18 protein-coding genes are annotated in these 12,141 nt (G+C 65.7%); 3 read left to right on the top strand and 15 right to left on the bottom strand.

Annotation, left to right across the window (positions count from 1 at the left end; all coding sequences use genetic code 11):
* Window positions 1-5: 5 nt before the first annotated feature.
* Genes V8324_RS10850 through V8324_RS10810 form a run of 9 tightly spaced genes read right to left on the bottom strand, consistent with a single transcriptional unit; the run spans window position 6 to window position 4,572 of the window.
* A complete protein-coding gene (locus V8324_RS10850; RefSeq protein ID WP_336419956.1) occupies window positions 6-488 on the bottom strand; it encodes a flagellar basal body-associated FliL family protein in 483 nt (160 codons plus the stop codon).
* A 22-nt stretch (window positions 489-510) separates the two neighbouring features.
* The gene (gene flgH / locus V8324_RS10845) at window positions 511-1,245 is read right to left on the bottom strand and encodes a flagellar basal body L-ring protein FlgH (protein WP_336419955.1); all 735 of its coding nucleotides are present in this window, start codon (window positions 1,243-1,245) and stop codon (window positions 511-513) included.
* A 19-nt stretch (window positions 1,246-1,264) separates the two neighbouring features.
* A complete protein-coding gene (gene flgA / locus V8324_RS10840) occupies window positions 1,265-1,681 on the bottom strand; it encodes a flagellar basal body P-ring formation chaperone FlgA (protein WP_336419954.1) in 417 nt (138 codons plus the stop codon).
* Window positions 1,681-2,466, bottom strand: a complete 786-nt coding sequence (flgG, locus tag V8324_RS10835; protein ID WP_336419953.1) for a flagellar basal-body rod protein FlgG — start codon at window positions 2,464-2,466, stop codon at window positions 1,681-1,683. The genes flgA and flgG overlap by 1 nt, the downstream gene beginning before the upstream one ends.
* An 18-nt stretch (window positions 2,467-2,484) precedes the next feature.
* Complete coding sequence (locus tag V8324_RS10830; protein WP_336419952.1) at window positions 2,485-3,198, bottom strand: flagellar hook-basal body complex protein; 714 nt, start codon at window positions 3,196-3,198, stop codon at window positions 2,485-2,487.
* 1 nt (window position 3,199) lies between these two features.
* Window positions 3,200-3,469 (bottom strand): flagellar biosynthetic protein FliQ, encoded by a 270-nt coding sequence (locus V8324_RS10825; RefSeq protein WP_336419951.1) that lies wholly within the window; start codon window positions 3,467-3,469, stop codon window positions 3,200-3,202.
* 4 nt (window positions 3,470-3,473) lie between these two features.
* Complete coding sequence (gene fliE, locus V8324_RS10820) at window positions 3,474-3,758, bottom strand: flagellar hook-basal body complex protein FliE (protein ID WP_336419950.1); 285 nt, start codon at window positions 3,756-3,758, stop codon at window positions 3,474-3,476.
* 21 nt (window positions 3,759-3,779) lie between these two features.
* Window positions 3,780-4,172 (bottom strand): flagellar basal body rod protein FlgC, encoded by a 393-nt coding sequence (flgC, locus tag V8324_RS10815; protein WP_336419949.1) that lies wholly within the window; start codon window positions 4,170-4,172, stop codon window positions 3,780-3,782.
* 10 nt (window positions 4,173-4,182) lie between these two features.
* Complete coding sequence (locus tag V8324_RS10810) at window positions 4,183-4,572, bottom strand: FlgB family protein (RefSeq protein ID WP_336419948.1); 390 nt, start codon at window positions 4,570-4,572, stop codon at window positions 4,183-4,185.
* An 86-nt stretch (window positions 4,573-4,658) separates the two neighbouring features.
* On the opposite strand from V8324_RS10810, the gene V8324_RS10805 reads away from it, so the two are divergent.
* Complete coding sequence (locus V8324_RS10805; protein WP_336419947.1) at window positions 4,659-6,017, top strand: FliI/YscN family ATPase; 1,359 nt, start codon at window positions 4,659-4,661, stop codon at window positions 6,015-6,017.
* Window positions 6,018-6,061: 44 nt separating this feature from the next.
* On the opposite strand, the gene V8324_RS10800 is transcribed toward V8324_RS10805, so the two are convergent.
* From V8324_RS10800 to V8324_RS10775, 6 genes are all read right to left on the bottom strand, one after another.
* Entirely contained in the window at window positions 6,062-6,865 is an 804-nt protein-coding gene (locus V8324_RS10800; RefSeq protein ID WP_336419946.1) for a DUF1217 domain-containing protein, read from the bottom strand.
* A complete protein-coding gene (gene flbT, locus V8324_RS10795) occupies window positions 6,862-7,269 on the bottom strand; it encodes a flagellar biosynthesis repressor FlbT (RefSeq protein ID WP_336419945.1) in 408 nt (135 codons plus the stop codon). Before flbT ends, V8324_RS10800 begins: the two co-directional genes overlap by 4 nt.
* Window positions 7,266-7,640, bottom strand: coding sequence for a flagellar biosynthesis regulator FlaF (gene flaF, locus V8324_RS10790; RefSeq protein WP_336419944.1), 375 nt, complete (start codon window positions 7,638-7,640; stop codon window positions 7,266-7,268). The genes flbT and flaF overlap by 4 nt, the downstream gene beginning before the upstream one ends.
* Window positions 7,641-7,717: 77 nt before the next feature.
* Window positions 7,718-9,061, bottom strand: coding sequence for a flagellin N-terminal helical domain-containing protein (locus V8324_RS10785; RefSeq protein WP_336419943.1), 1,344 nt, complete (start codon window positions 9,059-9,061; stop codon window positions 7,718-7,720).
* A gap of 213 nt (window positions 9,062-9,274) precedes the next feature.
* Window positions 9,275-9,631, bottom strand: a complete 357-nt coding sequence (locus V8324_RS10780) for a flagellar protein FlgN (RefSeq protein WP_336419942.1) — start codon at window positions 9,629-9,631, stop codon at window positions 9,275-9,277.
* Window positions 9,621-9,908, bottom strand: a complete 288-nt coding sequence (locus V8324_RS10775; RefSeq protein ID WP_336419941.1) for a rod-binding protein — start codon at window positions 9,906-9,908, stop codon at window positions 9,621-9,623. The genes V8324_RS10780 and V8324_RS10775 overlap by 11 nt, the downstream gene beginning before the upstream one ends.
* A 113-nt stretch (window positions 9,909-10,021) precedes the next feature.
* Between V8324_RS10775 and fliK the strand changes: the two genes are divergently transcribed.
* Both fliK and V8324_RS10765 read left to right on the top strand, forming a co-directional pair.
* Window positions 10,022-11,428: a flagellar hook-length control protein FliK gene (gene fliK / locus V8324_RS10770; protein ID WP_336419940.1), complete on the top strand. Its 1,407-nt coding sequence runs from the start codon at window positions 10,022-10,024 to the stop codon at window positions 11,426-11,428.
* Window positions 11,429-11,442: 14 nt separating this feature from the next.
* Window positions 11,443-12,141 carry a flagellar hook capping FlgD N-terminal domain-containing protein gene (locus V8324_RS10765; RefSeq protein ID WP_336419939.1) on the top strand — a complete coding sequence of 233 codons (699 nt, stop codon included), beginning with the start codon at window positions 11,443-11,445 and terminating at the stop codon, window positions 12,139-12,141.

The raw sequence follows: 12,141 nt of genomic DNA, 5'->3' as shown, positions 1-12,141 counted from the left end.
CCCGGTCACACGTCCTGGCGCGCGATCCCGGTGATCAACACGCCGTGGACCACCTCGCCAAGCATGTTTCGCGCGACATCCGTGAGGGCCCCCCGCAGCACGTCCATGTTGCCGGAATCGGTGAATTCGCCCGCGAAACCGCCCATGTTGGCGTGATCGAAAAGAACTTGCAGGAAGGCGTCCCGCAGCTTGGGTTCGCGGGCGTAGACCTGCTCTGCGGCGCCTTCGGTGATCTCGACATCAAGCGACAGGACGACCATTGCACTGATCTTCTCGCGCTGGACGATGGGCACGACGAACTGATTGTTGAGCTTGATGAATTCGGTGCCGATCGATGCGTCAGGCGGTGACCCTTCGGGCGCCGACGCGCCGTCGCTCGCAGCGGTGGGCGGAGCATCCCCTATTCCGGGTGCAAACCATAACCCCGCAGCAACTCCGCCCGCGGCTCCCAGTAGCCCCACGATCACGGGCAAGACCTTTCGAAGCATCGGTATCTCCTTGAAAAGGAATTCAGAACGGAAGGATGGCATCGAGGACTTGTTGGCCGATCCGGGGTTGTTGGACATCCGTGATCTGCCCGCGCCCGCCATAGGAGATGCGCGCAGCGGCGATCTTGTCATAGGTAATCTCGTTCTGGCGCGAGATGTCCTCGGGCCGCACGAACCCCGTGACCAGAAGCTCGCGAAGCTCGAAATTCACTCGCACCTCCTGCGACCCCTGGATCTCCAGCACGCCATTGGGAAGCACTCGCATCACCGTGGCGGCGACCCGCAGCGTCAATTCCTCGCTGCGCCGAACGGAGCCGTCGCCGCCCGAGCGACTGCTCGACTCGATCCCCACGGCAGGGTCGAGGCTGGCGCCTTCGGGCAAGGCCGGGTTGACGCGTTGCGGCAACCCGAAAAGGTCCGGGATCGAGAGATCCTCGGATCCGCTGCGCGACCGTTCGGTCGTATTGGACATTTGCGCCTCTTCGTCGATCTCGATGACCACGGTCATGATATCCCCGCGCTGCGCCGCACGCCGATCGCCTAGGAGAGACCTTTTCTCGGCGCTCCAGAGCGAGGCCTCGCCGAATGGCGCATTGCCCGCCCGTTGCAGCGGCAGACCGGGATCGAGCATGGCGAGTTCTTCATTGGCATTCTGTGTGGGGGTGAAGCTGGGTGGCTTGCCGATATGGTCTATGCGACCGCACGCCGCGATGATGCCGGCGCAGGTCAGAAGCATGATGTTGCGAAAATAGGGCATGGTTTCTCCTGTCGCCCGTCTAGCGGGACACTTCGATCTGGCCGTCCGGCGACACCCGGCCCATGACGGTCGCCCGAGAGGCAAGGTTCATCACCCGGACGTAGTCCCCGACCCCGGCCCGCGCGAGTGCGCGCCCCTCGGTCACGATGCGCACACCGCCCCGGGCATAGACGAGGGGTACCACCTGGTTGCGATCCACCACCGTCGGCGGACCGACGTGATGGGGATGCACCGCGCGCCCGGGATAAAGCGCGACCCGGGCCTCCTGGCCGATCAGATCCTGCAGCGTGACGGGGGCGCCGCCCTCGCCCTGCCGCAGCAGCAGATCGTCCGGGCCGATGATTTCCTGCGCCCGGATCGTGCGGGTCGGCACGATCACGTCGGCCAGCGCCGGTCCGGCCCCCGCGACCAGAAGAAATGCGAGCACGCGCCGCATCAGCGCACCTGTGTCGTGGCGCTGAGCATCTGGTCGGCGGCGGTGATCACCTTGGCGTTCATCTCGTAGCCGCGCTGCGCCTCGATCAGTTCGGTGATCTCGCGCACAGGATCGACGGAACTGTCCTCGAGGTAGCCCTGGCGCAGGGTCCCGAGACCGTCCTGTCCCGCGGTGGTAACGTTGGGCGCCCCGGACGCCTCTGTTTCGAGGAACAGGTTGCTGCCGATCGCCTCGAGCCCCTTGGCATTGGAAAAGCCCGCAAGGTTCAGCTGGCCGATGGATTGCGCCTCGGGCTCGTTCTGGAAGAAGGCGAAGACCTCGCCCTCGGCGTTGATCGAGATGCTGCGCGCATCCTCGGGGATGGTGATCTCGGGCGCCACCGCGAAGCCTTCGGAATTGACGATCAGCCCCTCCGCCGAACGCTTGAGCGCGCCGTCGCGGGTGTAGGCCGCCTGCCCCGATGGCAGCGTCACCTCGAGATAGCCGGCGCCCTCGATCGCGAGATCGAGATCGCCACCGGTCTCGCTGAGCGACCCCTGGGCGAGATCGACCGAGATCGCCGAGGGGCGCACCCCGAGGCCGAGCTGCACACCGGTGGGCAGCACCGTGCCATCGGCGGCGTTGATCGTGCCGGCCCGGGCCAGTTGCTGGTAATGCAGGTCGGCGAATTCCGCGCGCCGGGCGTTGTAGCCCGTGGTGGACATGTTCGCGAGGTTGTTGGAAATCGTCGCCACCCGCATCTGCTGGGCGGCCATGCCTGTTGCGGCGATCTTGAGAGCATGCATCGTGGTCGTCCTTCGTGGTTAGCGGGTGAATGTGTCGAGCGCATTCATCATCCGCTCGTTCTCGGCATCGAGAAAGCTTTGGCCCATCTCGTAGGCGCGCTGGACCTCGATCATACGGGCGATCTGGCCGATGGGATCGACGTTCGACCCCTCGAGGAACCCTTGCAACACGCGCGCTTCCAGTGCCGGCTCGACCCCGCCATCGGCGCGGAACATGACCCCGTCCTCGCGCAGGAGGTCCGTGCCCGCGACGGGGCGCACGATGCCGATCTGCGCCAGCGGCCGGTCCCCGTCGCTGAGCGTGCCATCGGGCGAGATCCCCGGATCGGTGATATCGGGCGGCACGAAAACCGGCGCGCCGCCCGCATCGAGCACACGGAAGCCGTCCGGCGTCACGAGATCGCCCGCACCCGAGCGCGTGAAACTGCCCGCCCGTGTCAGACGCTCGCCGGACGGTGTCTCGATCAGGAAGAACCCGTCGCCCTCGATCGCCATGTCGAGCCCGCCGCCGGTCTGGTTGAGCGGCCCCTGCAGCGCAGAAAGGCTGCGGACATTGCCCTGCGCCATCGACAACGCTTCGCCGTCACCGGTCCGCTTGACGTATTCGGAAAAGATCAGCCCGTCCTGCCGGTAGCCCGTCGTCGCGGCGTTGGCGATGTTGTTGGCTACCACGCGCAATTCGTTCATCAGCCCCGATTGTCGGGTAAGGGTCGTGTACCCGGACGCTTCCATCCTAGCCTCCTACGATCATCGGCACGAGCCGATCCTGAAAGAAAGTCACCAGTGTCTGGGTCATGAAGCCCATGCTCAGCCAGAAGACGACGACGATGGCCGCGAGTTTCGGCACGAAGGTGAGGGTCAGTTCCTGGATCGATGTGAGGGCCTGGAAAAGCCCCACGACCAGCCCGGCGATCAGCGCCACGGCGAGGATCGGAAAGGAAATGATGAGCGCCACCCAGAGCCCCTCGCGGAGCGTGTCGAAAAAGAGGACCTCGTCACGCATCGCGTCAGACCGGCATCCGCAGGATTTCCTGATACGCCTCGACCACCCGGTCGCGCACCGTCACCGCCGCCTCGACGGCAAGCTCGGTCTGGGCCAGCGCCTGTACGAGCGCATGCGGATCCGCCTCGCCGGTCATCGAGGCCGTGGCGACGTCCTCTCCTTCGCGCAACGTGGCTGCGAAATCGCGGGCCATGCTCTGGAAGGCCGCGCCCGCCGAGCCCGGCTGCGGCTCTGTCGCCGGTTTCGAGGCGGCGTATTTCTGCGCGGCGTGAAGTGCTGTGATATCCATTCTGGACCTCCTTGATCAGCTTTACCTGCGTAACAGTTCCATCAGGCGCGACGACATCTGCCGGGCCTGTTCGAACATCTTGAGATTGGCCTCGTAGCTGCGCTGGGCCTCGCGCGCATCCGCGATCTCGATCATCAGATCGACATTGGAGCCATCATACTGCCCGGTCTCGTCGGCGAGCGGGTGCCCCGGATCGTAGACCCGCGTCAGCTCGCTGCGGTCGAGCTGGACGCGGCCCGGCTCGACCTTGCCGGTGGCGCCGGGGCCGTTGAACGCCGTCTCGAACGACACGGTCTTGCGCCGATAGCCGGGCGTGTCGGCATTGGCGATGTTTTCCGACACGTGAACCAGGCGCTGTGTCTGGGCCTTGAGACCGCTGGCCGAAACCGAGAGGGAATTTGCGAAATCGCTCATGATGCCCCCCCTAGCCCCGACCGAGCGCGGTGCGCAGCAGGGTGAGTGATGACCGATAAACCGCGATCGCGCGGTCGTGCTGGCGCTTGACCTCGACCGCGTTCAGCATTTCGGTTTCCAGGGCGACGGAATTTCCGTTGGGATCGCGCCGCGCGCCATCGCGTTCCTCCACCGTGAACGCGGACTGGACGCCTGGGCCGAGGAGATGACCCGCCCGCGTGGCGCGTGGCAGATGCGTGACGCCGGGCGCCTCGTAAAGCGTCTTGAAGGGGGCGATGTCGCGCGCGGCATATCCCGGCGTATCGGCGTTCGCCATGTTCTGTGCGACCACTGCCTGCCGGGCCCCGGCATGGGTGGCCATCGCATGGGACATGCGGAAGATTTCAAGTTTTTCGAACATCAGGGCTTCTCCCTCGATTGGCTTCAATCAAGGCTTAACCCTGATTCCTTTAGAAATTGTTTTCAGGACATGATCGGAGCGTTCGAATGACCCAAAATCAGTTCGATGGCCTGCGGGCCGAAATCTCGGCGCTTTCGGCGCTCCACAATATCGGGCGCGTCGCCTCGGTGCAGGGGGCCGCGCTGCGCGTCTCAGGGCTGTCGGCCGTGGCGCGACTCGGCGACCGGGTGCGGATTCATACCCGCGACGGGCCGCCGCGCACCGGCGAGGTGCTGCAACTCGAACAGGCCTCGGTTCTCGTGATGCCGGATGAGCCTGCCGAAGGCATGGCGCTGGGAGACCGGGTGATCCTGCTCGGCGCCGCCACGATCGCACCCTCGGCCGACTGGATCGGCAGGGTGATAGATCCTTACGGCCAACCGCTCGACGATCGCCCGCTGCTGCGCGGCACTCGGAAGCGGGCCGTGCGCGCGGACCCGCCGCCGCCCGCGCGACGCCGTCCGCTGGGACCCCGGCTGGAAACGGGCATGGCGGCCTTCAATACTTTCCTGCCGATCGTCCAAGGGCAAAGGATCGGCCTTTTCGCGGGTGCCGGTGTTGGAAAATCCATGCTGCTCGGGCACCTGGCGCGCAACATGCAGGCCGACATCGTGGTGGTCGCCCTGATCGGCGAGCGCGGGCGCGAGCTTGGCGATTTCATTCGCGATGTCATGGGGCCGGAGGGCATGCGGCGTGCAGTGATCGTCGCCGCCACCTCGGATCGGTCGCCGCTGGTGCGCCGGCGCTGCGCGTGGACCGCCATGGCGGTAGCCGAGCATTTCCGCGATCAGGGGCTTCATGTCCTGTTCCTCGCCGATTCGGTGACCCGGTTCGCCGAGGCGCATCGCGAGATCGCGATATCCGCGGGTGAAATGCCGGCGCTGCGCGGATATCCCGCCTCGACCAGCCCGACGATCATGTCGCTTTGCGAACGCGCCGGGCCGGGGGAAGGACAGACCGGCGACATTACCGCGCTTCTGACCGTGCTGGTCGCCGGATCGGACATGGATGAACCGGTCGCCGACATTCTGCGCGGGGTTCTCGACGGGCATGTCGTGCTCGACCGCCAGATCGCCGAGCGCGGGCGCTATCCGGCGATCGATCTCCTGCGTTCTGTGTCGCGGTCCCTGCCCGGAGCGCTAGGGGCTGATGAGAATGCGCTGATTTCCCAGGCGCGGCGTTACCTGGGCAGCTATGCGAGGGCCGAAACGATGATCAAGGCCGGGCTCTACGTCGAAGGCAGCGACCCAGAGCTCGACCAGGCGATCCGCATCTGGCCGGAGCTTGACGGCTTTCTCGGAGATATCGAGACGGGCAGCAGCCACAACAGCTTCGCGCGTCTGTCCGTGATCATGCGACGGGCCGGTGCGGGCGGTCGGGGAACTGCGTTGACCAGTCGTTCCTGACAGCTTGGCCGCAATGGGCGGCACCCGCCAATCGATGGGTCGGATCAGAATGCGCGCGGCGCTGATTGGAGCAGGGCCAGCGCGATGGACTGCGAGGACTGGGCGTTGAAGCTGGCGATCTGGTCGCGCACCAGATAGCGACGGATCAATTGCTCCTGAACATCCGGCGCGGCGAGATCCGACAGGGAGGTGATGCCGAGCTGACGTTCCGCGCGGGACTTGATCTCGCCAAGCTGCCGGTCGAGATCGAGCTGCGCGAAACTTTCCGGCAATCCGAGGGCCGTTTCGAACACGCGGCGCAGCGGGGTGTTGCCGAGAATGCTGAACCACCGGGCGTTCTCGGACGCCTCACCGGTTGCGATGGCGCCCAATTCGCGCTCGGCGTTCAGGGCGAGGCGCAGGGCCTGGTCCTGATCCCCGACGGCAACCTCGAATTCGCGACGTCGGAACTGGTCGGTAATCGTCGCTCCGAAACCAGGCTCGGAGATGCGTGACGTCTGATCCTCGGCGAACCCGAACGCCTCAGCGAGCTGCTTGTATCGCGGATCGGTCAGTCGATTGGCCAGAGCGTCGTCGCGCCCCGTCCCCTCTTCAAGAATCGTGCGGATGAAGGCGCGGCTGTCGATATCCTCCTGCAGCCCGAAGGCCCCGAGCGCGACGCGCAGCAGACGGCGATCCGAGACAAGCTCGTCCGCCGTCGTGATGGTGCCGATGGTCTTTTCGAAATACGCGGTGTCCCGCACGAGCCGCGGCGATTTATTGAACAGCTCTGTCTGTCGATCCATCGTCCGGTCGAGCAGGGCCCATCCTGCCAGACCACCGGTCGGAAGGACGGGCGAGAAGGTCATGACAGACGCCCATGCGCCATGAGACGGTCCTCGCGCGGCAGGAGCGCGCGGAGCGCCTTCAGACATTGATAATGCTGATCTTCCAGAAGATCCTGCGTCGCGCGCGCAAGCAGCGCGCGGCTGTCGGGATCGCGCAGCACCTGGCTCAGTTCCTCGATCTGGCGCAGCAGGCGCGGGCGCACGGCGTCGGCGTCACTGTCGCCCGTCAGCACCAGCTGCGCGTTGTAGCACACGCGGCGCACGGGCGTCGTCGCCTCCTCGGGATGGATCGCATCACGAAGCCGCAGGATGTTGGCATTGGGGGTCTGGACTACGAGGCTCGACCGGCGCGCGCCGTTCTCGATGACGGCGCCGTTGATCAGCACCCGTTCGCGGGGGCCCAGCTTCAGGACAAGGCCGCTCATACGTTGGCCTTCCGGTCGCTGAGGCCGCGCATCATGGCGGTGTTGATATCGACGAGCGGGGTGATATCCGCGCCGTCGCGCAGCACCCGCCCGCTGTGCTGGCGGGTGAATTCGGCCAAGTAGACGATGCGCGCGCGCAACTCTTTCGGAAGCGGGTTGGCGGCATCGGCGACATCGACGGCGAGCGTCGTCCAGAGCCGCCGGTTGTCGTGGATCGCGGTGGCGAGGGCGGTCTGCGAGTCGGTATTCTCGGCGGCCGCCTTGAGACGATGGGTCACCCGCGCGAAGGTGTCGTATTCCACGGCACGCGGCGTGCGGGTGGGGCCGGCCTGTGCGCCGTAAGCGGTCTGTGCCTGCAGGATCGCGTTCACGTCTTGTCCTTTCCGGATATCTGTACGGGGGCAGCGGGGGAAGGGTCAGGGGCGCCGCGCGGGCGCCCCTGCCGTTGTTAGCCGCGGAAGAGCGACAGCAGGGCCTGCGGCGCCTGGTTGGCGATCGACAGCGACTGGGTCGCCAGCTGCTGCTGGACCTGCAGCGCCTGCAGCCGCGCCGAGGCCTCTTCCATGTTGGCATCGACCAGCGAACCGATCCCCGAGGTCAGCGAATCGGTCAGCTTGCCCACGAACTCAGACTGGGTGGCAATTCGACCCTCGGCCGAACCGAAAGCTGCGGCCGCATCGATCGACTTCTGGATCAGGCCCTCGATGTCGCTCAGCGCGCCGGTGGCATTCGTGGTCACATCGAGACTCTGCAACGCTCCGAGGCCACCGCTTGCGGCCGTGCTGCCCGGGGTGCCGCCTGTCATGGCGCCGACACCAACCTCGATGTCCGCGGTGGAGCCATTGGTAATGACGATCTCGTTGCCGTTCTGAACGGTCGCGGAATATGCCAAGGACGGATCGGTTGCCGCCTCGAAGAACGCGTTGATCTGCTTGGCGAGGTTGGTGGCGACATCTCCCGTACCATCGGTCCCGCTCGCGACGTACTGGAAGGTTCGGTCTCCGGTTGCTACACTACCGTCAGCAGTATTGATCTGCATCTGTCCGATGTCGATCTGGAAGCTGTCAGTAGCTGCTACCTGACCAATCGTGATGGTTTCGGAGCCTCCTCCGTTAGTCACGTTTGTGGTACCAGTGAGGGTGCTGACGCCGGCAGTTGCTATATCTACGCCTGTAATGCCAGCTCCGGTAATGCGCAAGTCTGCCTCGCCAGCGGCCAATACCGTAGCAGTACTAAAGTCTTGCGTGTTCGCACCTGTCGTCACTGACAGGTTCTGGGCGTCCACGCCGATCTTCGAGGCCGTCACGGTACCGTCCGAAGCGCGGTCGAGCGAGGAAAGCACGTCCACACCGGTGTTTCCGTTCGCATTGATTGCATTCGCCGAACCATTGACCAAGTTCAGGCCGTTGAACTGCGCCGAACCTACGACCGAGCCGATCTGCTTGGTCAATTCAGCGATATCGGTCTGGATCTTGGAGCGGTCGACATTCTCTTCCTGCGCCGCGACGATCTTGCCTTTCATCTCGGTCAGCAGATCGGTCACCGTTTCGGCGGCCTGGCGGCCGACGGCGACGGTGGACTCGCCGAGCGCGAGGCTGTCGGAGATCGCCTTGAAGCCGCCGACATCGGATTCCATCACCTTGGAGATCGCGAAGACGGCGGCGTTATCCTTGGCCGAGCCGACTTCCTTGCCGGTCGAGATCATGTCCTGCGTCTTGGCCAGGTTCGAGTTGACCGATTGCAGGGTCTGGAGCGCGACCATCGCGCTGTTGTTCGTCAGAATGCTGGACATAGCATTATCCTTTTGAGGTTTGGCGCTTTACGCCGTTGGTAGGTGTCGCCCCCGAATGGAAGACGGTAAAAGCGTCATTCTGACCGATGCGATCACGGCCGCCGGGGCCTCGATCGCGCCACCCGTCTCTGGATGCCCGGACACCATGCGCTGCCAAATCCTAATGCGAGGCTAAGCCGCTTCGGCGATTTCCGTCGCATTCTATTCAAACTGTCATGCCCGTTTCTGGACCGTGCGCGCCACCTCGCCCGGAATGGTGTGCTTGCGCCCGCGGCTGTCGTAGGTTTCCATCGATCGGCGGATCTGGCGATAGCTGGCCATGCGCGCCGCGACCGAGCGGATCCCCTGTAATGCCCCGTCGAGCAGGCCCTGGTTGCGCACGACCTTGGCCTGCAGCGCCGCCAGATCGTTCTGGCGGTCCTGGACTGCGTTGAGCGCGTCGATCAGGCGTTCCTTTTCGTCGACCCCGGCGCCGATGCGGCCCAGATCCCCGTCGAGCAGGGCGGCGCGTTCCTCGTCGAGAAGCGTGTCGAGGCGCGCGATGATGCGGTCTTCGGTGTCATCTGTCATCGATCTTTTCCTTCAATGCTGCGTGGAAGGTGTCGGCAAGACCTACGCCGCCTTGCGCGACCATTTCGCGGGCAAGCGCCTCGCGATGGAAGGAGGCGAATTGCGATTCGCCGGGGCTGCCGCTGAAGCTGTTCTCCTGCTCGCCGACACCGGCGGATTTGAGCATTTCGGCCAGAAAGCTCGCTTCGAGCTTCTCGGCGACGGCGCGCAGTTCGGGTTTTGCCTGGGCCGTCGGCTGAGGGCCGGCGAGCGGGCGCGTTGGTAAAATTTCTGTCACGGGATTACCTCGAATTGATGGAAGTGAGCCGCATGAGACAGCAAAGCGGTAAAGAATCAGTAACCGGTTGCTGCCATGATGCAGGCACGCAGAAGCGAGACCGGAGCGATCACATGCAGCCCTTCAGCCCATTGGCCGAGAAGACGACGACGGCTCCACGGCCGGACGCCGCCAACCATGCGCGGAGCCCGGGTGCCGGGAAATCCGACCCCGATGCGACACCGTTCGGTGCGGTCTTTCATGGCTCGCCCTCGCGATCGGGCGCGTCGGAGGCAGGCGCCCGGGCCCCCGCGCAGACCGATCAGGCCACGGGCAGGACAGGCCCGGAGACGTCCGAAGGCGAGGATGCAAAACCCGCCGAAGACATGAGTTTCGACGAGCGGGCGACGCTGCCGTACGACCCGGAAACCGCCGTGAAGCCTGCAGAGGCCGGCAATGCCGCGCCTGGTCGTTTGCCGGAGCAGGTATCAACGCGGGCACAGGCCGGGAACGGGCTGGACGCAACCGATCCGGGCGCCGCGATTCCGGTGACCGACCGGGCCACATCGACGGAGGCGGAGACATCAGGCCGGTCGCTTGACAGAAAGACCACGAATCACGCGATTGAGCAGATCGCGCCCGGCGCGGCGCGTCAGGCCGGGGACATCGCGGGATCCCAGATCCCGCTTGCCGCTGACGAAAGACCCGTCGCCGGACCGGACCGCCCGCCCGCGGCAAACGCGGCGCAACCGCCCGTGCCGTCTGCACCCGGTGCGGAGCGCTCAGCCGGCGCCGGCCAGACCGCGCCGCCCTGGTTCGTGCCGGAAGGCGCGGTCGCGCAGACGGGTCGCAGGGACGCCTCGGGCACAGATGCGCGCCCGATCCGCGGGCAGGATGACGCGCGCCTTGCCGCGCCGATCCCGGCATCCGGACCCGCCAACACCGCGCCGCCGCCTCTGATGCCGGGCCGCGCGGCCGAAACGATGCCAGACACCATCATCTCCGCCCTGCATGGCGACGGCAGCACCGGTGACGCCATCGAGAGACGGCGCGAATCCGACGGGATCTTCGGCCTCGAACACCGCGGCGCCAGCGCGAATGGCGCGACCGTCACCAGCCTCGCCCCCCCGGCCCGAGCCGAGATGGCGCAGAGCGCCGCGATGCAGATCGCAGCCGCGATCCAGAAGGGCGGACCGGGGGTCAAGCCGGGAATAGAGCTCACGCTGACCCCGCAGGAGCTTGGCCGCGTGCGTTTGACCTTCAACCAGTCCGAGACCGGGATGATCGTCAATGTGCAGGCGGACCGCGCCGAGACGTTGGAACTCTTGCGGCGCAACATCGATACGCTGGCGCAGGAATTTCTCGATATCGGCTACGAATCGGCGCAGTTCACCTTCGACCGCGATGATGGTGGTGCGCCGACCGCGGACCCCGCGGGCGCGATGGACGGGGCCGATAACGGCCCGCACAGTGCGCAGGATACCCCTCGGCCGGCCGCGCCGCTGGTACTGCCTTCCGACCGGCTCGATATTCGCCTTTAACAACAGGGAACATCATGGACCTCACATCACCCATCCAGACGAAACCCGGCAGCGAAGCGGCAGCACGCGCTGCCGCCCCGGCCACGGGAAAGGCCGCTCAGAGCGGCCCCGCGCTCAGTTCCGATTTCGAGACGTTTCTCAAGATGCTGACCACGCAGATGCGCAACCAGGATCCGCTCAACCCCGTGGAATCGGCCGATTTCGCAGTGCAACTGGCGACATTCTCGACGGTCGAACAACAGGTGCGCACCAACGATCTGCTGTCCGGTCTGGGCACGCGGATCGACACGCTGGGGATGGGGCAACTCTCGGGCTGGATCGGGCTGGAGGCCGAAGCGCGCGTGCCCGTTGCCTTCTCCGGCGAGCCGGTCACGCTGACCACCAAGGTCGACGCCTCGGCGGATGCCGCGCAACTGGTGGTCACCGACGCCGAGGGGCGCGTCATGCAGCGCCAGGATATCGCGCCGAACAGCGGCCGGCTGGACTGGACCGGGCGCGACCAAGACGGCACGGCACTGCCCCACGGGACCTACAATATCGCCGTGCAGTCGACTGCCAAGGGCGAAATCCTCGCACAGACCCCGGTGAGCGTGACCAGCCGCATCACCGAGGCACGGCTCAATGGAGGCGAAACCGAAATCGTGCTCGCCAATGGTCGGAGCCTGTCGGCGGCCGAGGTCATCAGCCTGCGCCAGCCGCGACCGACACCATAG

This window comes from Roseovarius sp. D22-M7 (assembly GCF_037083785.1).
Classification (GTDB): Bacteria; Pseudomonadota; Alphaproteobacteria; order Rhodobacterales; family Rhodobacteraceae; genus Roseovarius.
The sequence above is the reverse complement of the archived record's forward strand: the minus strand, read 5'-3'. Positions and strand labels throughout refer to the sequence as shown.